The 23737-nt window shown below is 33.8% G+C and carries 18 protein-coding genes, 1 tRNA gene, 1 other RNA gene and 3 pseudogenes; 13 read left to right on the top strand and 10 right to left on the bottom strand.

The features are described 5' to 3' along the window. The first annotated feature begins 306 nt into the window (after positions 1–306). From eno to ACE38P_RS00505, 4 genes are all read left to right on the top strand, one after another. A complete protein-coding gene (gene eno / locus ACE38P_RS00520; protein ID WP_374699321.1) occupies positions 307–1581 on the top strand; it encodes a phosphopyruvate hydratase in 1275 nt (424 codons plus the stop codon). After that, positions 1569–2582, top strand: a complete 1014-nt coding sequence (cgtA, locus tag ACE38P_RS00515; protein ID WP_374699320.1) for an Obg family GTPase CgtA — start codon at positions 1569–1571, stop codon at positions 2580–2582. Before eno ends, cgtA begins: the two co-directional genes overlap by 13 nt. A 447-nt stretch (positions 2583–3029) precedes the next feature. Then, positions 3030–3369, top strand: a transfer-messenger RNA (tmRNA) gene (gene ssrA / locus ACE38P_RS00510). Between the two features lie 14 nt (positions 3370–3383). Then, positions 3384–3812, top strand: a complete 429-nt coding sequence (locus ACE38P_RS00505) for a ClpXP protease specificity-enhancing factor SspB (protein ID WP_374699319.1) — start codon at positions 3384–3386, stop codon at positions 3810–3812. A 212-nt stretch (positions 3813–4024) separates the two neighbouring features. On the opposite strand, the pseudogene ACE38P_RS00500 reads toward ACE38P_RS00505, so the two are convergent. Then, a pseudogene (locus ACE38P_RS00500) lies at positions 4025–4662 on the bottom strand (IS6 family transposase). A gap of 291 nt (positions 4663–4953) precedes the next feature. Here ACE38P_RS00500 and ACE38P_RS00495 point away from each other — a divergent pair. Next, positions 4954–5730, top strand: a complete 777-nt coding sequence (locus tag ACE38P_RS00495) for an enoyl-ACP reductase (protein WP_010406361.1) — start codon at positions 4954–4956, stop codon at positions 5728–5730. Between the two features lie 395 nt (positions 5731–6125). Here ACE38P_RS00495 and ACE38P_RS00490 read toward each other — a convergent pair whose 3' ends face one another. Next, the gene (locus ACE38P_RS00490) at positions 6126–7307 is read right to left on the bottom strand and encodes a hypothetical protein (protein WP_264704412.1); all 1182 of its coding nucleotides are present in this window, start codon (positions 7305–7307) and stop codon (positions 6126–6128) included. Between the two features lie 118 nt (positions 7308–7425). Between ACE38P_RS00490 and ychF the strand changes: the two genes are divergently transcribed. Beyond that, complete coding sequence (gene ychF, locus ACE38P_RS00485; protein WP_374699318.1) at positions 7426–8520, top strand: redox-regulated ATPase YchF; 1095 nt, start codon at positions 7426–7428, stop codon at positions 8518–8520. 7 nt (positions 8521–8527) lie between these two features. Here ychF and ACE38P_RS00480 read toward each other — a convergent pair whose 3' ends face one another. From ACE38P_RS00480 to glpX, 5 genes and pseudogenes are all read right to left on the bottom strand, one after another. After that, complete coding sequence (locus ACE38P_RS00480) at positions 8528–9964, bottom strand: hypothetical protein (protein WP_374699317.1); 1437 nt, start codon at positions 9962–9964, stop codon at positions 8528–8530. A 41-nt stretch (positions 9965–10005) separates the two neighbouring features. After that, positions 10006–10173 (bottom strand): annotated as a pseudogene (locus ACE38P_RS00475) (IS630 family transposase); the annotation flags it as partial. 6 nt (positions 10174–10179) lie between these two features. Further along, positions 10180–11637, bottom strand: a complete 1458-nt coding sequence (locus tag ACE38P_RS00470) for an IS4 family transposase (protein ID WP_374699293.1) — start codon at positions 11635–11637, stop codon at positions 10180–10182. Between the two features lie 60 nt (positions 11638–11697). Next, positions 11698–12547 (bottom strand): annotated as a pseudogene (locus tag ACE38P_RS00465) (IS630 family transposase); the annotation flags it as partial. Between the two features lie 204 nt (positions 12548–12751). Continuing rightward, the gene (gene glpX, locus ACE38P_RS00460) at positions 12752–13675 is read right to left on the bottom strand and encodes a class II fructose-bisphosphatase (RefSeq protein WP_374699817.1); all 924 of its coding nucleotides are present in this window, start codon (positions 13673–13675) and stop codon (positions 12752–12754) included. A 119-nt stretch (positions 13676–13794) separates the two neighbouring features. Here glpX and ACE38P_RS00455 point away from each other — a divergent pair, with 119 nt between their 5' ends. Continuing rightward, positions 13795–15594 (top strand): ankyrin repeat domain-containing protein, encoded by a 1800-nt coding sequence (locus tag ACE38P_RS00455; protein ID WP_374699316.1) that lies wholly within the window; start codon positions 13795–13797, stop codon positions 15592–15594. Between the two features lie 109 nt (positions 15595–15703). On the opposite strand, the gene ACE38P_RS00450 is transcribed toward ACE38P_RS00455, so the two are convergent. Next, positions 15704–15777 (bottom strand) — tRNA-Arg (locus tag ACE38P_RS00450). A 151-nt stretch (positions 15778–15928) separates the two neighbouring features. Between ACE38P_RS00450 and ACE38P_RS00445 the strand changes: the two genes are divergently transcribed. From ACE38P_RS00445 to ACE38P_RS00420, 6 genes are all read left to right on the top strand, one after another. Next, positions 15929–16666, top strand: a complete 738-nt coding sequence (locus tag ACE38P_RS00445; protein ID WP_007302769.1) for an ABC transporter ATP-binding protein — start codon at positions 15929–15931, stop codon at positions 16664–16666. A 140-nt stretch (positions 16667–16806) separates the two neighbouring features. Further along, positions 16807–16974, top strand: coding sequence for a twin-arginine translocase TatA/TatE family subunit (locus ACE38P_RS00440; protein WP_006013840.1), 168 nt, complete (start codon positions 16807–16809; stop codon positions 16972–16974). A gap of 126 nt (positions 16975–17100) precedes the next feature. Next, on the top strand, positions 17101–17754 hold the full coding sequence (locus ACE38P_RS00435) for an exopolysaccharide biosynthesis protein (RefSeq protein ID WP_007302768.1): 654 nt from the start codon (positions 17101–17103) through the stop codon (positions 17752–17754). A gap of 114 nt (positions 17755–17868) precedes the next feature. Then, complete coding sequence (locus ACE38P_RS00430) at positions 17869–18525, top strand: exopolysaccharide biosynthesis protein (RefSeq protein ID WP_007302767.1); 657 nt, start codon at positions 17869–17871, stop codon at positions 18523–18525. Further along, positions 18518–19912 (top strand): cysteine--tRNA ligase, encoded by a 1395-nt coding sequence (gene cysS / locus ACE38P_RS00425; RefSeq protein ID WP_064085935.1) that lies wholly within the window; start codon positions 18518–18520, stop codon positions 19910–19912. The genes ACE38P_RS00430 and cysS overlap by 8 nt, the downstream gene beginning before the upstream one ends. Further along, complete coding sequence (locus tag ACE38P_RS00420) at positions 19881–20294, top strand: YqaA family protein (protein ID WP_012481730.1); 414 nt, start codon at positions 19881–19883, stop codon at positions 20292–20294. Before cysS ends, ACE38P_RS00420 begins: the two co-directional genes overlap by 32 nt. A 30-nt stretch (positions 20295–20324) precedes the next feature. Here ACE38P_RS00420 and ACE38P_RS00415 read toward each other — a convergent pair whose 3' ends face one another. Next, positions 20325–23261: an AsmA-like C-terminal domain-containing protein gene (locus ACE38P_RS00415; RefSeq protein WP_353281763.1), complete on the bottom strand. Its 2937-nt coding sequence runs from the start codon at positions 23259–23261 to the stop codon at positions 20325–20327. Next, on the bottom strand, positions 23254–23691 hold the full coding sequence (gene rnhA, locus ACE38P_RS00410; RefSeq protein WP_010401349.1) for a ribonuclease HI: 438 nt from the start codon (positions 23689–23691) through the stop codon (positions 23254–23256). The genes ACE38P_RS00415 and rnhA overlap by 8 nt, the downstream gene beginning before the upstream one ends. Positions 23692–23737: the final 46 nt, after the last annotated feature.

Below are 23737 nucleotides of genomic sequence, written 5' to 3'. Positions count from 1 at the left end.
ATTGTGTAGTAAAACTGGATCCCAGTGTCTAGGCAAACAACTGTACAGACATTGTGATATGGGGATAGCTTCCATTAAGAATGGTGTCATCCCAGTGCCCAGACACTGGGATCCAGAAAACTTAACTTTAAATAAGTGGCTGTATAATAAAAACTGGATTCCAGTGTCAAGCACTGGAATGACAACATCTGCTACTCAAATTATCTGTTTATCTGTAGGTTGCAATGTTCGTACACTGGAATGTTACAGCGCTGGGGTGACATTTCCCGAACGTGCACACAATTGTGAATCTAGTAGAGGTTTAGCATGATGAAAAAGACGATCAGCAGTGTATTTGCAAGAGAAATTTTAGATAGCAGGGGTTACCCAACAATTGAGGTAGAAATAGAACTATGTGATGGAGCAACAGGTAGAGCCGCTGTCCCTTCTGGGGCTTCGACCGGTAAACTAGAAGCATTGGAGCTGAGAGATCAAGATGAAAAAAGGTATTGTGGTAAAGGAGTGCTGAAAGCTGTTCAATCTGTGAGTGGAGTGATAGCAAATAAAATCATTGGCATGGATGCAGCAAACCAGAGTGCAATTGATAAAGTTTTAATTGAACTAGATGGAACAAAAAATAAATCTAAACTTGGAGCAAATGCAACTTTGGGTGTGTCTCTTGCTGTTGCAAAAGCAGCAGCAAACAGCTTTAAAATGCCGTTATATAAGTATTTGGGAGTAGGGGAAGAGCAGATGCCAGTTCCGCTAATTAACGTCATTAATGGTGGAGTACATGCGGATAATAAACTCGATTTTCAAGAATTTATGATTCTTCCTGTTGGTGCTGAAACTTTCAGTGAAGCAATAAGAATATCTGCAGAGGTATTTCATAACTTGCGCAGCATTCTTAAGAAAAAAGGTTATAGTACAAACGTAGGAGATGAAGGTGGTTTTGCACCAAACATTGGAAGCACTGAAGAAGCTCTTAATTTGATAATTCAGGCTGTTGAATCTGCCGGTTATTCGATGAAAAATCACTTTGCACTGGGTCTTGATGTTGCTGCATCTACTTTTTATGAAGATGGAGTTTATAAATTTGAAAACAGAGAACTCACTTCAGAGGAATTGGTTCAGTATTATTTTGACCTTGTAGGCAAATATCCAATAATTTCTATAGAAGATGCAATGAATGAAGACGACTATGAAGGTTGGAAATTACTTACTGTAAAACTTGGGAATAAAGTTCAATTGGTTGGAGATGATTTATTTGTTACAAATTGTAAACTAATAAGTAAAGGAATAGAGGAGAAAATGGCAAATGCTGTACTAATCAAGCCAAACCAGATAGGAACACTTACGGAAACTTTTGCTGCTATTGAAATGGCAAAATTAAATGGCTACAGGGCTATTATTTCTCACCGCTCAGGTGAAACAGAAGACACAACGATATCCCACATATCAGTTGCGTCGAATTGTGGGCAAATAAAGACTGGCTCGCTGTCGCGTTCTGATAGGCTTGCAAAGTATAATGAATTGATGAGAATAGAAAGTTCATTAGGAGAAAATGCTAAATATTATCGTGAGTTGGCATGGATTTCATAGACGAAGTTAAATTATATTTAAAAGCAGGTGATGGTGGCGATGGTTGCGCGAGTTTTCGTCGAGAAAAATTCGTTGAATTTGGTGGTCCAAACGGTGGTAATGGTGGCAGGGGAGGAGACATAATTTTCATCAGTGATGCAAATCTCAACACTTTGCTTAATTTTCGTTGTCGAAGACACATTAAAGCGAGTAATGGAAAAAGTGGTACGAGTAGAGATAGATCTGGCACAGCAGGAAAAGATATTATACTTAAAGTTCCAGTTGGTACACAAATAATCGATGAAGAAAGTGAGGAAGTGATAGTAGATCTTGATAAACCTGACATGGAATTTCAAGTAGTGCAAGGTGGAAAAGGTGGGCTTGGGAATACCAATTTTAAATCTGCTACCAATAGGGCACCAAGACATTTTACCCATGGTCAGCCTGGCGAAGAAAGAAATATAATATTGAAGCTAAAAGTTTTATCTGATGTTGGCATTATTGGTATGCCAAATGTAGGTAAATCTAAATTTTTAACCCGCTGCTCGAATTCTGATACGAAAGTAGGCGATTATGAATTTACTACTATAAGACCACATTTAGGTGTAGCAAAAGTGGATTATAGCGAAATTGTAATAGCAGATATTCCTGGAATAATCGCTGATGCTCATCTTGGAGTTGGGCTCGGACACAAATTTTTAAAGCACATAGAAAGGTGCAAAATTTTACTGCATTTAATTGATGTAACTCACGATGACATTATTTCAGCTTATAATTGTACGCATAATGAACTGAAGCTTTACAATAGCGATCTTGTTGAAAAAGAGGAAATTGTAGTGTTAAATAAATGTGACTTATTGGAAGAAACAGAAATTCTTGAGAAGAAGAATCATTTAGCCAATTATCTTGATAGAGAAGTACTGTGCTTATCAATCGACGATGATTTACAGCCCATCTTAAGATTATTAAATGAAAAAGTGAAAATTAAGGAAATTAATGTATATGATCCTTTTAAGATGTGAATTTTTTATTTGACAATCAAAGTCTGGATTCCAGTGGGTAATTTTCCACAGTTGTCTGCATTTTTTGTTCCACAACTTATCTTTTTTTCGGCTTGTGCCATTTCTCACACTGTCTCTTGCTTTCTTGAACTCAGAAATTCAATAGCTACAAAAGCATTTGAGTAGTTTTTTGTTAAGAATTAGGCATAGAATCCCCCATATTTATTAATAAAGAACAGAAAAAATGTAACGCACATACGACAGAGATTAAGCATATGTGTGCACCCATGTGCGCTGAAGAAGATACGCTACATTTTTACTGAGTTTGATTATTTGATAGAAAAGTCTGCAGACGAAGATAGATTTTGAGCTCTAAAAATACCTCTACTGTGAGTATACTAAGATTAGATAAATAGGCGAAGTAATTTTTATATTAGTTTTTTAGTTGCCAATCAATTTGGAGTTCAATAACTTGACATTTATTCAATACTACTGTATAATAAGCATGTGTATTTTTTATACACTATGGCAATAAAATTACCTTGTAATAGGTGTATTGGACCCGAGGGCAGTACTCGGCGCCTCCACCATATTTTTTGATTGATACGGGGGCGAGTAAGGATCGACATGCATAGTAAAGATGGTAGCTTTGCTCGGTTAGATACCACCGCTAAGAGTTCACAATTTAGATGCAAACGATAACTTTGCTGCTGAAGACAATGTTGCATTAGCTGCTTAATTTAGGCACTATAACTTCATTGCTATAAGCACGGTTTAGGGAACGCCGGGTAACAGAAGTTCCCCCAAACATGTAAGGGTTATATGGATAAAACAGATTATCAGAAGTCGATTAGTTATGCTAAATTTCAAGTTATCAAAAAGGCTTTGAATACTATATTAGATAATGTTTTTACTCCTCACTTAGAGATACTGTTTTTTACGCGCTTTAATGGTGTTGTCATGCCAGACTACTTGAAAGAATCATACCCTACTCAAATGCTTATTATATTACAGCATCAATTTTTTGGTCTAAAAGTTCTTGAAGATAAGTTTAGCGTCAGTTTGAGCTTTCGTGGAAAACAAGAACAAGTCACTGTACCGTTTTTTGCTATTAGTGAGTTTCATGATAAAATTTCAGGAGATACTTTAGTATTTAGCGTTGATTCTGATAAAGAATATGAAAGTGAGAAATGTGCTGAAAAGTCATCAAATGGTAGTATTATATCTATAGATCAACTTTACGATAAGTAGTTACTTCATTTTATAAATAAAAAATATTGTATCTGTTCAGGATATCGACAAGACCATAGAGTAAAAGTGAGTTTATAACAAATGGTATCATTTGAGTAGCTGACATTGGCTTTCACATAAAAAACGTTGTAAAGCGCTTTCATGTTTACCAACGGTTCTGTCGCATCTATAAACCATAGGAAAGAAGATCATTAAAGGTGGGATTATAGGAGTTATGAAGCCATTAACATAGCAAAATTCTCAAAAGTAGAAACATTATTTTAATAATTTGTCTTTTTTGAATCATACGAATATTTTCTATGCCTGTGATGGTAATCTTTGCGGAATGGAAGCTTTTAAACCCAAGCATTTGCTTTATTAGTTTTTTGATAAATCTATCAACAATATTATTTAGATATTTTATTTGAAGAACTATAATCTTCAGAAATTTCTGCATTCAAATCATCAAGAGCAGCAGTATTACTGCCGCTTTTATCAATTACAATTTTCTCAGGAAGATAGTTACTCCTGAAGGCTTTACGAAAGAATGCAAGTGCTGCAGACTTGTCTCTACTAACACACAAGAGGAAGTATTACCAATAGTGCTCTATATAAATAAACCCATTTACCGTTTAATTTAATGTAAGTCTCTCCAACTACTACCAACCTGCTTCTTTCTTTTCCTTACTGCCTCATCTATCAGTGGTGATAACCCACCTTTGTAACGTAGCATTTTGCTCCCCTTATACTCATCATTTCTTCCAAATCTCGATAGCTCAAAGAGAATCGACATTTCATGTATACAGATAACATCCGCTGAAAAGCTAAATCCTTTGAAATATGGCAACAATTTTTGATTGATACGAAACATCTTTGCTTTTTTTTAGACAATTATATCATTCTTCTTTCTACTTCCCTACAAATGCGACAGAACCGAAAATATTCGTATGATTCAAAAAAGACAAATTATTAAAATAATGTTTCTACTTTTGAGAATTTTGCTATGTTAATGGCTTCATAACTCCTATAATCCCACCTTTAATGATCTTCTTTCCTATGGTTTATAGATGCGACAGAACCTTTTTTATACGTTAGCTACAGTTAAAACATAATTGACTTTGCCTAGTTAATATTTCAAATTATAAAAAAGGCAAATAATTCTATGATATTGCAGGGCAAAAAAGGGTTAATAACCGGAATAATAAATAAAAGGTCAATAGCATATGGTATAGCACAGACCCTCTCAGAACATGGAGCTGAGCTTGCAATCACTTATCAAAATGAAACAATAAAAGAGAAATTATTACCAATAGCAAGTGAATTAAATGTAGAGTTAATATTGCACTGTAATGTTTCAAATGAGGAAACTATAGATAATGCTTTTAAGGAAATAAAGGAGAAGTGGGGTGCTATTGATTTTTTGGTACATGCAATAGCATTCTCCGATAAAAATGAGCTAAATGGTAAATATGTCAATACTTCACTAAACAACTTTATTAATGCAATGCATATATCGTGCTATTCTTTTACTGCTTTAGCGCAAAGAGCGGAAAAAATGATGTTAAATGGCGGTAGTTTACTTACTTTATCCTACTATGGTGCTGAAAAAGTTATGCCAAATTATAATGTGATGGGTTTATGTAAAGCAGCACTTGAAGCAAGTGTAAAATATATAGCATGTGATCTCGGACCACAGAACATCAGAGTAAATGCAATTTCTGCTGGTCCAATCAGAACTTTGGCATCTTCTGGAATAAGTGACTTTCACTCCATATCGGAATGGAATAGAAGTAATTCTCCACTTAGACGCAATGTTACAATAGAAGATGTTGGCAAGGCAGCACTATACTTATTAAGCGACCTGAGTAGTGGTACAACTGGAGAAATTTTACATGTTGATTCAGGGTATAATGTTGTGGGAATGAAGATAGTAGACTAATACAGTACTGCAGATGCATGTGAAGCCTGTGTTTTTTTGTTATCCGAGTAATTGACATTGGAGCCCAGTGTCAGCTACTCGAATGACAACATTTTTTAATTAAATCTCGCACATTAACCATAGAGTTATTATTTTATAAGTATTTGTTGCTGCTGATCTTCTATTTTTACTTCCTCCATTTGGGTTAAGGGATTGTGCGTGAGGGTTGCTCTTGAAGTTGCCTTGCAAGGAAAAAGTCTTTTTCCTCGCGATCTTGGAGTTGCTTTGCAAGCAAGAAATCCTATTGTTCTTGTGTTTGTTTTGCTAAGACTTTATTCTTATTAAGCAGTGGTTAAAAATGAGCATGGCTTTTATTATAGAATGCCCCCCTATAGAAGTATATAGACTATGAAGACTTATCTTACAGGTTGTGGTACTTGTTGTTGATAAAATGTTTTTTCTACACGTGCTTCTTCCACACTGCACCTTCTTGATAAGACTGGCTCCTCAAGGCATTTTATACGTTGCTGTACATCATTAATGCACTGCCCTATAACATCACCAATTTTTCCATCAGCATTTTTTGCCAATAACTCATCAAACTCCCTCTCAATCTCTACTCTCTCAGAGATATCCTTTGAAAGATCACAATATTCCAAAATTTCATCTATCTGAAGTTGTTTTGCTAATAGAAAGTCTTCTTGCTCCTGCTGCTGTTTTATTAACTCTTGAGTTACAATTTTAGCCCTAGAGTAATGATTTCCTTCAAGATATATTGTTTCTCTCTCTTTACTACCCCATAACTCGTCATTTAATTTATAACTCGCACGATTAAACATCTGATTTAGTTGATCATTGTTTATCATTTCAGGATTTGGTTCAAACTTTTGTTGTTTCTCTCTGCCGCTAACTTTACAATGGACATTAATTTCAATGTTAGCTAAAGAAGCTAATAATTGAATTTCTTCAATAAAAGGAAAATAACTTTTACTTTCTATTGCTTCTAGATAGGATTGATAGAGTTCAGGTTTGTCAAGAAATGAGCGTGTAATAAAATCACTGTTATATTCGGCATTATAGTCACTCTCACCAATGCCATCAAGAGCCTCTGCATATTCACTTAGATTAAGCACAGCTTGATTATGCGATATATTAAATTTGCTAACAGCTCTACTTACTAACCTCTTCACATTACCTTCAGCATTTTCAATTTTCCTATTTGTTTGCTTAACCAGACCCTTTATTTTATCAGACTTGCCAGTTAAATCCCCTGGCTTATTAAAAAACATATTAAAAACCTTTTCTAGCTGATCCTTTAAAGGAGCTGGCATACTTGGATCATCTAAAGACGTAAATCGACTTAAAAATTTGTGCCATTCCATTCTCATATCTTGCGCTCTTTCAGCTTTATATGTACCAGAACTGTTATCACCAAACACTGCATGAAAAAAGCAATTGCCATCACCTGCAGTATCATATTTAACTACTTGGTTATTAGAAGGTTCTTTTTCTACATTACTCTCTGAAGTCTTGCGTCCTTTAGCATTTTCAATACTGTCAAAACCATTTGGTAATTTCCGTTTTCTAAGCCCAACCATAATTTCTACCTTAATTCAAGCTATATGTTATTATATTAACTAACTTATTAATAAGTAACTAATTAGGTATAGCAAAAATTTTTTAATTATGCAATAATTAAGGCTTTAAATAGCAAATATGAGCTTTAACTGTGGTATAGTTGGGTTACCAAATATAGGAAAATCAACTTTATTTAATGCACTTACAGAGTCAAGTGCAGCTGAAGCTGCAAATTATCCTTTTTGCACAATCGAGCCAAATGTTGGCAAAGTGCCAATACGAGATCAGCGTTTGAAACAAATTGCCTCGATTGCTCACTCGGGGAAAATAATCTACAATCAACTGGAAGTTGTCGATATTGCCGGCTTGGTTAAGGGTGCGAGCAAGGGTGAAGGACTAGGAAATAAATTTTTGAGTCATATCAGAGAAGTTGATGCCATTGTTCATCTGCTCAGGTGCTTTACGGATGACGATATCAGCCATGTAAACAGTAAAATAGATCCAATATCAGATGCTGAAATAGTGGAAATGGAGTTAATTCTAGCTGATATTGATAGCATAGAAAAAAGGCTTCCTCAATTGGAAAAGAAAGCAAAGCAAGGTGATAAAGAGCTAAAGAGACAACTTGAATTAATGCAAGAGGTATTAGCTACTTTAAAATTAGGTAAACCGGCAAGAAGCTTGGAGAATATCGATGAAGATGAGATGAAGTTGCTTCAATTGCTAACAACAAAGCCTGTTATGTATGTATGCAATGTTGAAGATACGAATATCATAACTGGTAATGAACTATCTAAAAGGGTGGAAAAAATGGCGGAAGAAAATAAAAGCAAATTTTATTGTATTTCAGCGAAACTTGAAGCAGATATTGCAAATCTTGATAGTGAAGAGGAAAAACAGAATTTTTTATCAGAATTTGGCTTACAAGAATCAGGACTTGATGGAGTAGCACGTATTATGTATGAAGTGCTAAGTATGATAACTTTTTTTACTGTGGGCCCCAAAGAAGCACGTGCATGGCCAATAAAGATAGGATCAACAGCTGACAAAGCAGCAGGTGTAATTCACACTGATTTTGAAAAGGGCTTTATAAAAGCAGAAACGATAAGCTTTGCAGATTATATAAAATATGGAAGCGAATCAGCTTGCAAAGATGCAGGGAAAATTCGCTTCGAAGGCAGAGACTATATAGTGCAAGATGGTGATATAATGCACTTTAGGTTTAATGTGTAGTATACATCTAACTACCAAAGTACCCGGGAGTCCAGCCTTTCTTTATGGCTTCCTCTTCGCTGATCTTATCTAGTTCCACGCCATGGAGAATGGAGCTAGGTGTTGTAACAACTTCTTTTCCCTGTGGTTGTATATTCTTCTCTTCCTCACATAATACGTTCTCCAGACATTCTTCTAAAAATTCATATAAAGCTTGATTTTCTATAAGCATATCCTTATTTTGCTTAGCTAATTCTAAAATTTCCCTTACTTGAACATCTTTACCATTAATAGTTACCTGACCAATCTCAATATTACTAGGATTTGCATTTAAACTAATAAAGCAGTCAACAGAATTACCTTTCTCATCTTCTGCACTCCACCTAATTTTCATGTTGCATGTTGCATCTTTTGCAAAGCGGTAATTTCTTTTTCCATTATCATTCTTCTCAACCGTTGCTATTCTTTTATCGTTACTGTATATTTCTACTATCTTTACCTCATTTTTATTTCTTTCCATCCCTTCAATTTTGTCAGTGAAAAGACGGCTGATTTCTAAGCTACACCCAGGCTTAGAAATATTAATACTAAGATGATCATAATGATTAAGAGAACGTTTTGCATATGCGCATGGCACATAACATCCATCAAAAAAGGCAACTGCACTATCAGTTTTGAGAAATTCCTGTCCGTTACTCATCCCTTCTTCAACTCGAAGAAGATATCTACCCAACCTCTTTTTAAAATTCTTTCGCTTGTCTTCAGGAATAGACTTTTCATTCAATATACTTATTATTTCTTTTTGCTTACTTAATACTACATAATTAAAAAGGAAAATGTTCTTATTCCATCGATAATAATTCGCTATTTTGTCAAATGGATCTGCAGGCCAGCCTTTATTATAATTTACGTTATCCTTATCATCTTTACACAAATTATCCTTAAGGCCAAAATTCAATTTTCTAAAATCTGATAATACTTCTTCTACCCTATCTTCAAAAAATTGAAGTTTATTTTGAAATTCTTTCCCATAATTCATTTTCTCATTTATTTTAAGAAGATATTCACTAAATTTCTTCCTAAAATTTTCTTGATCTTTGTGGGCAAGCCTCTGATCTAATATATCTGTTATGTATTTTCGCTTATTCAATATTACGTAGTTAAAAAGGTCACTTTTTTTCCTCCTTTCATAATCTTCTGCTATTTCGTTAAAACACTCATTACTGTTCTTAAAATCCAATTTTTCGAAGTCTTGGAGCACGTTTTTTACATCATCCTCACTAAATTGAAGATTTGTTTGAGGAGACACGTCAGTTCTACTTTGATCATCAAGTTGAGGATTTTTTTTAGTAGATCGGACTAATAAACTTTCTGTGCTGTTAGAGAAAGAATGATTATTTTCTTCAGATTGAGAACTTTTCTTTTTAGACGTATTAGTAAAAAAATTAGTTAGTGAACTAAACATTAAGCACCTCTTAGTATTACTATTTATACCAACTCCACTTACTAGACGAACAAATAAGGAATATTACAAACTTGTTTAACCGTAGCAGGGGAAAGACTAACAATAAAATTACATAAAACATCTTCAAGTAGACCGATAGTATCATAGATTTTGTTGCGTAAAATGTTCTGTTTTATATATTGCCAAAACCTCTCTACTGGGTTCAGTTCTCACTTTTACCCACAATTTTGAGAGGTCATGATGTGAAGCATAACTATGCTCTCCTTAAGATTTTCATAGCCCCGCCATAGAGTCATAGCCCCTGGTAAATTATCACTTTTTCTATTCATAAATCCACCTAATTTTCCTAACCAAATAATAGCTTGTTTTATGTTTGGAGGTTCTTCTGGCAATGTAGCTACTTTATGCTCACGTATGAAAAGGGCCTTCCACTCTTCGTTGCTTAAAATTTTAGTACAGGTTTCCATGGGATTTGATAAAGCGACTTTTGTTAAATATAAAATTTTAAATGCAATAATGCTCTTTATAGCAATTAATTTCTGTAGCCTTTCCTTTGTAGTTAAACGAGAGCTTTCTATTTTACATCCTGATTTTAAAACCCTGAAATACTCCTCAATTTTCCATCTTAGCTTATACCAATTTATCCTTTCTATAGCATCTAAAGTGCTATTAACTGGTACATTAGTCAGCAAAGTCCAATCAATAGCTTCCAATCCTTCAGGAGGATTTGTTTCTTTTGCACTTACCACATATACAGGGATTTTATCACTTATTTTATGCACTGTGTCTTTTGATCCATAAATTGAAGAAGATCTGATAGGTATATAGCCTTTCATATACTTAACTTCAATATTAGCTTTCCTTGATCTTTGGTTTCCACCTTTATTAACTTCTAGAGAAATTTTCTTCTTTACTGGCAGTTGAGTGATGCGTGTTTGCAAATCTGTTTTTCCAATTTCAGTACAGATAAATCTTCTATTAGTTCGATTACGGATTACATAAAAACTACCTAATGTCTCAGTGATCCATAAAAATTTGAAGATATCTGCCTCTCTATCACCAAGGGTAACAAGTTGTACATTTGCAGGAAGGTTGTTTATGCTTTCTTTGAGAGCTGTTATCCACTTATAACTTTCTTTTTCTTCTATGGAGGTACGGTATTTCCTGTTTGCTTTTTCTTGTGACGTTTCTTTTTCCCTAATAGAACGTGCCCAACATTGTTGAGAAGATAGACCTAAAGGCAATCCGTCTTTGCTGACTATTAAGGCACTGTGCAACAGTAAACCCATTTTATGCTTCGTATAAGCTTTAGAAATACTACCTAGCCTCTTAGTTTTTATATGAGAGTCAAAATCCAAATAACTTGTATCTTGAACTGAAAAAACAAACTGATTTCCTTTCATTCTCTCCATAGTTTCTTTGTAATGGGAAGAATAAATTTCCTTATCCTTAAGCTTTTCATTGCTAAATAATCTGTATGCACCCTTAGCTTCTTTCCATCCACTACAGCTTTGATTAATTGATCCAGACGCCTTACCCTCTATACAATAGCCTGTTTTAATAAGTCTCTTATTAAGTCTTGTATCTCCTAAATTAACGTGTTTTAACTCTCTTTCCAGCCATTTATCCCCTAAGCCATCAGTATATTGCACATTTGTACTTACTTCACTCATTTTAATCCCAAATTTATTTGGTATCCATTTTACTCACTTTTTTATTTGTGGGTAAAAGTGAGGGTTCAGTTCAGGTGAGTATGGAGGTAAATAAATTATAGTAATATTTTCTGGAATTTTTAGACTTTTTGACTTATGCCAACTGGCACAATCCATGATAAGAAAGGCCTCTTTGTTTCCCAAGCTTTTCGACATCTGTTCTAAAAATATGTTCATACAGTCGGTATTTACATATGGAAAAAGTAAGCTACAGTCCTCTCCGCTCCTGTAATTTACTGCGCTGTAAAGATAGAAATTTTCCCTACCAATTTTTACTTTAATTTGTGTTCTTGATCCCTTTTTAAACCATCCGTGCCCAACTTTCGAGTGTGTTCCAAATCGCGATTCATCGAAGAAAAATATCTCCTTTTTTGGGTTCTTCTGTACAATTTTATTGAGATTTTTTTTTGTACTCTTCTTGCTTGTTTTTGTCTTGTTTATGGTGCACTGGACGTGGCGTGATGTAAGAAAACTTCATCTTTTGTACTTCACTGTGTACTGTAGATTTACTAATATTTAAAGCAAATTCTTTCTGGATTTTTAACCTTACTTCCTTGATAGTAATGTTTGGATTTTTCTCCACCCACATCTCGATTTGCTTGCGTTGACTCTGGTTTAATATACTTTTTTTTCGCCGTTCAGGTGGGACAAACAATCTTTCTACCCTTCCAAATTTTAAATGTTTTATCCATTCTTTCAGCGCAGTTCTTGAGATACACCATACCCTTGCTACCTCTGATATACTATATTTTTTCGCTGCAATTACAGCCTGTAATTTTTTTGAAACATATGCGTTATTTCTCACCTTTTTTAACATTTCTTTTGCCAAGTTTACAACTTTTTCATCTAATAATTTTGACCTTAGTGCCATTCTTAACCTCAATGATTATACCTGCTTGAGTATAACTTCATCACACATATTGTCTATTTGTTTGTTTTGTAACTGGAGTTGGTATTAACTATAACTTAATGCCAAATGTTGTAAAGCTAAAATTAATATGTAAATTCATTTTTTTAAGACAATTATAAGTATCTTCCTTCTATAAAAATTTTATAATCAGCATATGACAAATGTTTAAGATATTGATTTTGTTTGTATTTTTATTACTTTACCAGGCAATATTATTAATGAATTAGTCAGACAAATATCTTGGCCAAACTTTACTCCATCCACAAACTCTCCATTTGTTACTCCAGTTGCAATGAACACTGATTCACTTCTTGCCATGTCTTTCACGGTGTAGATTTTTTCTGGGTCAGTGATATTCAAATTTTTTGCTCTTTCTTTTAATTGATCCGTGTCAAATATTAATCTTCCTTCTATCTGCCCACCGATTGAGCTTAGCGCTGCTGCTGCAAGCACTCCTTCTGGAGCTCCTCCTGTGCCGATATACATATCGTGATTGCCATTTATTAGCGAAACTATGGCTGCAACATCACCATCATCTATTAATTTCACTTTTGCTCCTAGCTTCCTAATTTTTGCTATTAATTCATCATGTCTTTCACGTTTAAGTACAGTTACTATAAGATCACTTGCTTTACATCCTTTTGCCTTGGCTAAATTGTCCAGATTCTTCTCAATCCTATTTTTTAGTGAGACTACACCCTCTGGGAGATTTTTTCCCACTGCTATCTTTTCCATATAAACATCAGGTGCATGTAAAAAATTACCTTTTTTTGTTGCAGCAAGAACAGACATTGCCCCTTGTTTATAATGAGCGCAAATCGTAGTGCCTTCAAGTGGATCAACAGCAATGTCAATCTCAGGGCCACTTCCTGTGCCAACTTTTTCTCCGATATATAGCATCGGTGCTTCGTCCCTCTCCCCTTCCCCAATCACAATTGTACCATTTATTTCAATTGAGTTTAGCACCGTACGCATTGCATCAACTGCAACCTGATCGGCCTTTTTTTCATTACCAAGGCCTGCCAATTTATATGCAGCAAGTGCTGCAACTTCGGTTACTTTCACTAACTTATAGGCTAAATCTTCTATCATTTGCTCGAGAATCATAAATCAATATATATCATGCCATTTGATACTGCAAGATTACTTGACGGAATAATGAAAAAGTTGATATAATAAGCGTATAGCAATAATAGTAAGATTTGAATATGATCGGTAATTTAACTTATGAAGATGTAAAGAAATTTGTAACTGATAATCCTAATATAGCTGCTCAGGAATTTGGTGAGAAGCTAAAACAAAGTGGGCCAACAGATGCAAAGATTTGTGATTTGTTTATGGATATTCTCCGCTCAGGGACAAGCAGTATTTTAAATGATTATGATACATTTCTAAAAATTGTTGAATTGCTCGCAAAGTCAAATATTAAAATTGATATTGGAGATACTACTTCTAAAACTGTATTAGATTACGCTGTGTCAGGTGAAAAACCTAACGTTATAAAGATATTTTTGGATAGCGATAAATTTGATCAAGAAAGAAAATCGAATGCTTTGTTGACCGCCGTTAATGAAGGTAAAGTTCAAGAGTTTGAGATATTTTTAGATTACATAGATCATACGAAAATACTAGAGGTTCTTAACACAGCTACTTGCAATGAGGACACTGACATTATGAAGGTACTCTTGGATAACAAAAGATTTACTGGAGAAGAAAAAGTTCAGGCTCTGAGTCATGCCTCTATAGGTGGTGAACTAACAAAAGTTAGGTTACTTTTAAAGTATATGAAAGGCGTACCAGAAGATGGCATAAGAAATCTTTTAGGAATAATTGAAGAGAAAAAATTATCACTTAGAAAAGAACTTAAAATAGATTCTGAATTTAAAGTCGATTTCAGCAATTCTGATCACAATAAATATCTCTCAAGCTGTGTAATAATTGCACTGCTTAGATCAGCAATAAACAAGAAGCAAAACACACCTGATGGAGCGGAGTCCAATGTCAGTAATACAAGCACTGGTCTCACGCTAAATAATGATGACATTAGGAATCTGTGTCTTGATATAGATAGGGTTACAAAACAGGATAGCACAGTTACTAGTTTTGAAGATTTGCAAAAAAGGTTAAAAAGGAAGGGAATTAATCTTCAGAGCAAATGTGAAAAAAATGCTGTACTAGAATATGCAATTAAAGATCAAAATTTGAACGTTATAAAATTTCTCTTACAAAATGGAATGACCATCATCAATGCAATCGGTCAAGAAGGAAGGTATTACGTTAGCAAAATTGAAGGAGAAAAATCTATATTATGCTTTGTTGTCTCTTACACTGATGATGACAATGCTGAGATTCTGAGCACGTTACTGCAAAGTGTTAATGCAGAGCAATCAAAACTAGATCCTGAAAGTGAATTGTACAGATTATATCAACAGTTAAAGGATGATGCATTCTGCACTGCTATTGCAGAAAATAATTCTGTAGCAGCGACAGTGCTAATACAGAACGATCAAGAAACACGCGCATCAGCAGTAAACAAGGATGAAACACCTGTAGTAACAGGGACTGACCAGGTTGTTACTACGCCAAGCGTAGAAGAAAATAGAACAGAACCTAACAAAAATATTAGTAATAAACCTACGGCAACAGCGCCTCCAGTTAGTACTAATGGTAATAATAACAAAAATGAAGCACCTGTATCAACAAGGACTGGCCCAACTGTCACACCAAATAATGATAAGAAAGCTAACGGCCTTGTAGAGGCTCAATTTTCTCCACCACATGAAAAAGAAACTAAATACAAAAAAAGTAAGGAGAGTTTTTACGCCTCATTAAGGAGTGATGTTGTTGGAGTTTGTTATTGCAGGATTGTTTGTTGCTGCTGCTGTGACGGTTCCATCTTTAGCTGGTGCATTAGTTTGCAGTGTCCTAGCTATTTTAGTTGTAATGGTAACTGGATTACATGTAAAAAATTTTACACTTCCAAGTTACAGCGAAATGAGAGAAAATAAGGTTGAACCTGTAAATTCAAGTTTGAGAAACCATGCAATCTAGCTCCTAGAATCACTTTTCAAACCAATTATAATTTCTTGATTGTTAAACCACTTTATCAAAATTAAGTGGGACTAGTGCGATTCGAACGCACGGCCTTCGGATTAGGAATCCAACGCTCTATCCTACTGAGCTATAGTCCCATGTCTTCTGCTATTTATGCAAAATTATAGCAAAAAGTCTCGCATTTTTCTAGGCACCCTGTACAATTAATTCACAATAATAAAAAATATTTCTGTATTTCTTGAATGTAATACTGTTATATTTAATAATACGATTCCAATTGAAAGATTAATGCTAGTTAACAATATTAGTTACTTTTATAGTAATCAAGATGGCTTTGCTTTAAGCAACATCAACATTCAAGTGAAGAAAGGAAGTGTTGCCTGTTTACTAGGTCATTCTGGCTGTGGCAAGTCAACAATTCTAAAATTAATCGCAGGAATAGAAAATCCAAAATCTGGAACCATTGTTATAAATGATAAATTAGTTGCAAGTAACAAAGTGTCAATTGCTATAGAGCGTAGAAATATCGGATTGATTTTTCAGCATTCTGCATTATTTCCTCATAAAACAGTAATAGAAAATATAACTTTTGCTATTTGCAGTACTTCTAAGAAAGAAAAATACCTTACTGCATTGGAAATCTTAAAGCTATTTAATATAGAAAAATATGAAAACATGTACCCTCATGCTTTATCAGGAGGACAGCAACAATTAGTTGCAATAGCAAGAGTAATGGCGCAAAATCCTGATGTTGTTTTGCTCGATGAACCATTTTCTAATTTAGATATACTGCTCAAATATCGAATAAGGCACCATATATTGTCACTTTTTAGAAGCAAAAATATTCCTGTACTCATGGTAACTCATGATCCGCAAGAAGCGTTGAAAGTTGCAGATTTTATTTACGTGATGAAAAATGGTAAAATTATTCAATCAGGAGTTCCTAGCTACATATATCACAGACCTAAAGATGATACGTTAGCAAAATTTTTTAGTGAGCTTCCTTTTACTCTACAGCTAAACTAAACTTAATGTTAGGCTAAAACTATTATAAGATAATTAAAAACTCTTGATTTATAATTCAATAAAAGTGATATAATTTATGTATCACTTGGCTTCAGTCAAGTTTTAATACCTAAAAGTTAATATTTTCAACGGAGGTACAAATGAGTTTAGGTCCATGGCAGCTGTTTCTAGTCTTAATAATAATCTTAGTTCTGTTTGGTGCAGGTAGGTTACCACAAGTTATGGGTGATTTAGGCAAAGGCATTAAAAACCTTAAACAAGAACTTAAGGATTCAGAGAAACTATCATCTAATGAACCAGATCGTTAGCTTCCTTATGTTTCGTGACACGCACTAAAGTGCGTGTCATTTGTTTAAACAAGGCTAAAGAATTGAAGAGGTATGATTGAAGTACAGTAATAATTATGTTAGTTAGAATGTTATTAAAGGTTAATCGTGGAAGAAAGTGAGAAATTGACTGAAGATAAAAAATTGGCCTCTGATATTCTAAAAGAGGTTGCAGATACCAATAACAACGATAGTGATAAAGTAACATTGTTCGACATCAAAACAGCTTTACATGAGCGCGGTTTTGGTATTTTAATAATCATCTTCTCTTTACCGCTATCAGTACCTATACCTGTTCCACCTGGCTATACAACCATTCTTTCTATACCTTTAATCTTATTTTCACTGCAGCTTCTATTTGGGTTTGATTCTCCTTGGATGCCTAATTGGCTAGAAAGGAAATCTTTTCAACGTTCAACACTAGCTCTCGTGGTAGAGAAAACTTCACCTATATTAAAAAAAATAGAAAAGTTCATGAAACCAAGAATGTCTTTTATTTTTCTTGGTCCGGGTGAAAAGATTCTAGCTTTTATGATGTTGCTTTGTGCAATAATAATAGCTCTTCCATTACCTTTTACTCACTTCCTTCCTGCAATTGGTATAACTCTTATTTCACTCGGCATTATGGGTAAAGATGGATTTTTATCTACGTTAGGAGTGTTAGTTTCATTCTGTGCGTTATTGGTTACCCTTATTGTAATAGTTAAAGGACCAAAACTTATAGCCGGAACACTTTCTCTTCTTAAAAGCCTTATAACTTAAAAGCTTTACAACACTTTAATAAAAGAATGAAGTACAGCATGAAATGAATAATCGATATTGAAATATAGCAATAACTATGTTAGTTAGAAGTTATATTGTTATTAAAGGGTAACTGTGGAAAAAAGTGTGAAATTGACTGAAGATAAAAAATTGGCCTCTGATATTCTAAAAGAGGTTGCAGATACTAATAATAACGATAATGATAAAGTAACATTATTTGATATTAAAACAGCTTTACATGAGCGCGGTTTTGGTATTTTAATAATCATCTTCTCTTTACCGCTATCAGTACCTATACCTGTTCCACCTGGCTATACAACCATTCTTTCTATACCTTTAATCTTATTTTCACTGCAGCTTCTATTTGGGTTTGATTCTCCTTGGATGCCTAATTGGCTAGAAAGGAAATCTTTTCAACGTTCAACACTAGCTCTCGTGGTAGAGAAAACTTCACCTACATTAAAAAAAATAGAAAAGTTCATGAAACCAAGAATGTCTTTCATTTTTCGTGGTCCTGGTGAAAATATTTTAGCATTTATAATGCTGCTTTGTGCATTATCGATAGCAATCCCACTTCCTTTAACTAACTTCATTCCTGCAATTGGTACAACTCTCATTTCACTGGGTATCATGAGCAAAGATGGATTTCTCTCTATAATGGGAGTATTAGTATCATTGTGTGGGTTATTACTTACTCTTGTCGTAATAGTTAAAGGACCACAGCTTATATTTGGAGCATTTTCTTTTCTAAAAAGCTTTGTATATGGTTAAGCTTTACAACACTTTAACAAAAAAAAAAGAGCCCTTTACACCAATCGATAAAGATCATATAAAAATGTACGTTTGTGGGCCAACAGTATATGATACAGCACATATAGGTAATGCACGTTCTATTGTTGTTTACGATGTATTATTTCGACTGCTTAAATTTTGTTATGGAAAAGTTACTTATGTGCGTAATATAACCGACATCGATGACAAGATAATCAATGCAGCAAATGAGAAAAATAGTAATATAGAAAGCATTAGCAAATATTACACTAAAACTTTTCATGAAGACATGGAAAGCATAAATTGTGCAGAACCAACATATGAACCAAAAGCAACGGAAAACATAGATAACATTATCAAGTTAATTGAGTCTTTGCTGCAAGCTGGTCATGCTTATGAATCCAATAAACATGTATATTTTAGTGTAGAATCTTACCCTGAATACGGCGTTTTATCAGGAAAAAAAATTGATGAATTAAACTACGGTAGTAGAGTTGAAGTTGGTGAAAATAAAAAACACCCAGGAGACTTCGTACTTTGGAAACCTGCAAACGAAACTGACTATAAACTTTCAAGTCACTGGAATAGTCCATGGGGAGAGGGAAGACCAGGGTGGCATATAGAATGTTCAGCAATGTCATATGCTTACCTTGGCAAAGATTTTGACATTCACGGTGGGGGTATAGACTTGCAATTTCCTCATCATGAGAATGAAATTGCACAGAGTAAATCTGCATTTGCTGAGTCAACGTTTGCAAAATATTGGGTACACAACGGGTTTCTTACGGTAAATGAAGAGAAAATGAGCAAATCCTTATTTAATATAGTCAAAGTAAGGGATTTGTTAGATAGTGGAATAAAGGGTGAAGTAATACGTTATGCGCTGCTTAAAACTCACTACAGAAAACCACTTGATTGGACAGAAAATGTTATCTCTGAGTCGCAAGAAACTTTAAACAAGTTTTATCGGTTATTACGTAGTACATGTATTGAGGAAAGTGATGCAGAAGTCTCTAAAGATTTTATAGAGGCTTTGAAAAACGATTTAAACATTCCTGAAGCTGTAGCCATATTGCATGAAATGGCTACAGAAATCAATAAGACAAGTAATGAATGTGAGAGGCTCAAATTAACTAAGAAATTTGTTAAAAGCGCAAGGTTCATTGGTATTCTTGAGTCAAGTTATCAAGAGTGGTTTGCAAGTGGTGTGAGTCATCAAGAAATAGAAAGGTTGATAGACTTAAGAAAAGTAGCAAAACAAAATAAAGATTATGATACTGCAGACAAAATAAGAGAGCAATTGAAACAAATGGGGGTTACAATTTCTGACAACGAAGATGGTACAACAACTTGGTATGGAAAATTATCTCCTATTGTTTATAGATAGCCTAGTATCATCGCTTATCTTACCCATACATCAAGGTTTTGTACTTTACACTATGTTATGCTTTAGGTCAAACTACGATCAACTACTTATATTACTTTTTGGAGTATTAGGATCCAGTCTTGGTGGAATAGCTAACTGGTATTTAGGTAGAATAACAATTTTTATCAGAAGATCACATCACAAATTAGAGAATGAAGACAAAACACCAAAAATTGTAAGGCACCTACTGATTTGTGCAGTTGCATTGCTTTCGTGGGTACCAGCACTTGGAAGTGTGACTCAGATTTTATCCGGTTACTTCAAGTTAAACCTTTATATTCTTGTTCCCTTAATTATTTTATCTAACTTCCTCTGTTTGTTGTATCTAACGTTTACCATCTAACTAAACATCAATAAACAACTTTTCTTCTGGTCATATTGAGCTAAATTTCTTCTTCAAACTACCTTTTAAAATGCTTTTATTAGTTTTTGTCATAATACGATCAAATACTCCTAATAACCTCTTAAGTAAGCTTGGGGTTAGCGAAGAGATAGGATTAACAGATACGTTGTTGTTTTTATCATCACCATTTGCTTTGTAGTCTATTGAAATAATCCCCCTACTCTTCCCACCAGTCAGAAGTTTTCCGATTATAGGGATTTTCAACAAAGATTTGTTAATTGAGTATGCCGGTATTACTTGTCCTTCAACCTGGAATTTATAACCCTTAATATCGAGCGTACCACTAGTGCTAATGCCTAGTTCCGCTCCTTCAAGCCAAGATTCTTCAATTTCAACAGTGCCATCTTTATATGAAAAAGGTGCATTACACTTATAAAAATGTACACCTTCGTTCTTTATAGCATTTACAATACCAGGCAGTGAAGACATTGATAATAAAGTGGTAAGCAGTGGAGCATCTTTGATATAGAAATTGCTGATAGATAACATACCATAATGTTCTCCATTTTCTCTCTTAGAAGATAGATAAAGAGATAATTTGCCATTTTTAACTGATTTACCAATACCTAAAGAACGCAAAAGCATACCTGAATTATCCGAATATATTTCAAGCCCTATTTCACTATGTTCTACTAGTATATTACTGTTATCTTCTAAAAACTGTCCTGTGAATTGACTTCCACTACAATCACCTTTAGCACAAGTTACATTTAGCTTAGCATCTTTTATGATAATTCCTTCTTTCATAATTATATTATCAACATTCATAGTAACTTCTATTTTGTTATTTAATCGATTACTATCTTTGCCAAGTAAACCTAACACATCACTTAAGTTGATTTTCTCACCGTGAATAGTTATGGCATTTTTCTCCTTACCTGATTCAATTTCTATACTAAAATTATTATCAGGTAATTTAAAGTTGCTAGAATTTAAATATAGATTTCCATTTTCTACTCTTCCGCTAAATTTTATGTCTAGATCATTTCCTACAACGTCTAGTTTATCTATTAGCAACTCACCTACTCCTTTTAGCCTTGTAGAAAATAAAACTTCATTGTGATCTTCAAAATGGTTTTTCCACCCTAAGTAGCTTGAACGCAACTCGAGCTCTGATAAATCTATATTACCATTAACGTACCCTGTTTTGTCTTGATACATTACTGACTCTATATTTGCATTGATATAACCATCACCGAAATTAAGTATTTGAGCAGGTAAATCTCCAGTCAAACTCCAGGCAAAATTTTCATTTTTATTGCTACTTTTGAGGTCAAATAGAAGCTGTGTATTATTTACCATACCACTGCCATTTAAATCTATAAAGTCACTCCCAAAATCGAGCTTAATATCATACTTACCAAAACTTCCATTATACACCACCAAATTATCAATTTCAGAATGAAATTTGGCCGAAAAATCTACTTTTTTATCACTAGAGTTTAGATTAAAAATGCGAAAATTGAATACAGACTTTGCTATTCCACCTACTTTATCTCTTTCAAGTTTTACCACATCATCCAGCTTAAATCTTATAGGCTCATATAACCCATAAGCATCACTTACAGCCTGACCATTAATGGTAAGAACAGAATCTTCTTTATTGAGAGAGTTCATTTCAATATGACCACTATTGATAGTAAAATTCTGAAACTTAGCTCTATTTACAATAATTTTGAGATTGTTATCCTTGAGAGTTAACTCACCGTTCAACTTCTCCACTCGTTCAAAATCCTCATCAAATTGAACGCTGCCATTTTCTATATCAGCAACAATTACAATACCTGACAGATCATCATTTATTAAACTATCGATTTTACCGTTAAAACTTATAATTGTATTTATAATATTCCCATCAATATTATTACAATACCACTTTCTAAATTCATTGTTCACTAGACCATCTGGTACATAAGTACATAAATCTTTTGCAACAAGTTTACTAATATTAACTCTAAGCAAAGCATGATTTGTGCCAAAGTTCATTTTGCCAATCAAAGAAAGGTAAGTATCATTTAACTTAAAATGAAAGTTTTTTACGCTAATGATTTCATCACTATATGTCAAATTTACATTTACATTAGTCAAGGCTAAGTTTTTACCTGAGTGACTCTCTGTATTTAACACGTATATGTTTCCATCCATAACTTCATCCTTTCCATTAATTCTCATTGAGAAGTTCCCTTTGAACCCTATTTCTTTGTCCAAATTGTAACTTTTAACTAGTGTGGAAAACTCGTTAAATAGCCCCAACTTTAGGTTATAAAATGTTCCATACAAATTTAACAAATTATTGCGATTTTTTATCATAATAGATAAATCATCTAGAATCCCCTTTTTATCTTTTGTATGAACACGAATATCCAAAACATTAAAATTTTCCTCCTTTCCTACATATACTTTATCAATGAAGAATTCACCTTCCGTGCTTTTATTGACAGCAATGTTAGTAATTTCAATCCTTGAGTCTGCATTTAAGTAGAAAAAAATTTTTCTTATTGTCTTCAGCAGATTTTTTGTACTACTCATCTTATCTGTCATTACAGATGTTGTTATTCCTCTGGTCTCTTCCTTCTTGATATATATGTGTACATTACCAGCTAAAACCTGAGAGAACTTTTTGGAACTTAACTTAAAGTGTACGAAAAGCTCAGGAACTTCTATGGTAAAGTCAGGATTTGTTATTTTTAAATCTGTAATGACTAGCTTGCCATCTTTCTGCCAAATAACCGAGGTACTCTCCATGCTGACATCCGAATTGGTAAATATCTTTAATATTTTTTTCTTTATATAAAAATTAATATAACTAATATTGATTTCTAAAGGACCTTCCCCTTTAAAAGGGATAAAGAAGCAGAATATAAATAATAAAATTATAGAAAATGATAGAGCTATTTTTTTAAGCATCGATTATTGCTTTTCTTGCTAAGCTGTCGGCTTCTTCATTGTATTTATCACCATTATGCGCTTTCACCCACTTCCAGTTAATCTCATGTTGCAAAGCAACATCGTCTAATTCTTTCCATAATTCTATATTTTTTACTGACTTCTTATTACTTGTCTTCCAGCCGTTCATTTTCCACTTATTTATCCATTCTGTTATACCGTATTTAATATAGAGGCTATCCGTATACAAACTGATATTACAAGGAAATTTTAATACCTTCAGTCCATTGATCACTGCTGTTAACTCCATTTTATTATTTGTAGTATTTTCTTCTCTACCACAGATGTTCTTTCTATGATTTTGAAATAATATGATTGCTGCCCACCCTCCTGTCCCTGGGTTACCAGAGCATGCTCCATCTGTGTATATTGTCACTTCCTTTTTCTTCATCTTTAACTGTAGTGAATTAATAAAGTATATCGTTGCTTCTATAAAA

Origin of the sequence: Wolbachia endosymbiont (group A) of Limnophora tigrina, from assembly GCF_964263225.1 — a bacterium.
In the GTDB taxonomy this organism is placed as follows: Bacteria; Pseudomonadota; Alphaproteobacteria; order Rickettsiales; family Anaplasmataceae; genus Wolbachia.
Note: the sequence above shows the minus strand (reverse complement) of the source record. Positions and strands in the feature narration are given on the sequence as shown.

Coding starts and splice junctions, on each gene's coding strand:
- ACE38P_RS00490 (WP_264704412.1), bottom strand. CDS start 7,307: ATGGTTGGGCTTAGAAAACGGAAATTACCAAATGGTTTTGACAGTATT.
- ACE38P_RS00420 (WP_012481730.1), top strand. CDS start 19,881: ATGGAAAATTATCTCCTATTGTTTATAGATAGCCTAGTATCATCGCTT.
- ychF (WP_374699318.1), top strand. CDS start 7,426: ATGAGCTTTAACTGTGGTATAGTTGGGTTACCAAATATAGGAAAATCA.
- cgtA (WP_374699320.1), top strand. CDS start 1,569: ATGGATTTCATAGACGAAGTTAAATTATATTTAAAAGCAGGTGATGGT.
- eno (WP_374699321.1), top strand. CDS start 307: ATGATGAAAAAGACGATCAGCAGTGTATTTGCAAGAGAAATTTTAGAT.
- ACE38P_RS00480 (WP_374699317.1), bottom strand. CDS start 9,964: ATGTTTAGTTCACTAACTAATTTTTTTACTAATACGTCTAAAAAGAAA.
- ACE38P_RS00495 (WP_010406361.1), top strand. CDS start 4,954: ATGATATTGCAGGGCAAAAAAGGGTTAATAACCGGAATAATAAATAAA.
- cysS (WP_064085935.1), top strand. CDS start 18,518: ATGGTTAAGCTTTACAACACTTTAACAAAAAAAAAAGAGCCCTTTACA.
- ACE38P_RS00415 (WP_353281763.1), bottom strand. CDS start 23,261: ATGCTTAAAAAAATAGCTCTATCATTTTCTATAATTTTATTATTTATA.
- ACE38P_RS00470 (WP_374699293.1), bottom strand. CDS start 11,637: ATGAGTGAAGTAAGTACAAATGTGCAATATACTGATGGCTTAGGGGAT.
- ACE38P_RS00445 (WP_007302769.1), top strand. CDS start 15,929: ATGCTAGTTAACAATATTAGTTACTTTTATAGTAATCAAGATGGCTTT.
- rnhA (WP_010401349.1), bottom strand. CDS start 23,691: ATGAAGAAAAAGGAAGTGACAATATACACAGATGGAGCATGCTCTGGT.
- ACE38P_RS00455 (WP_374699316.1), top strand. CDS start 13,795: ATGATCGGTAATTTAACTTATGAAGATGTAAAGAAATTTGTAACTGAT.
- ACE38P_RS00505 (WP_374699319.1), top strand. CDS start 3,384: ATGGATAAAACAGATTATCAGAAGTCGATTAGTTATGCTAAATTTCAA.
- ACE38P_RS00440 (WP_006013840.1), top strand. CDS start 16,807: ATGAGTTTAGGTCCATGGCAGCTGTTTCTAGTCTTAATAATAATCTTA.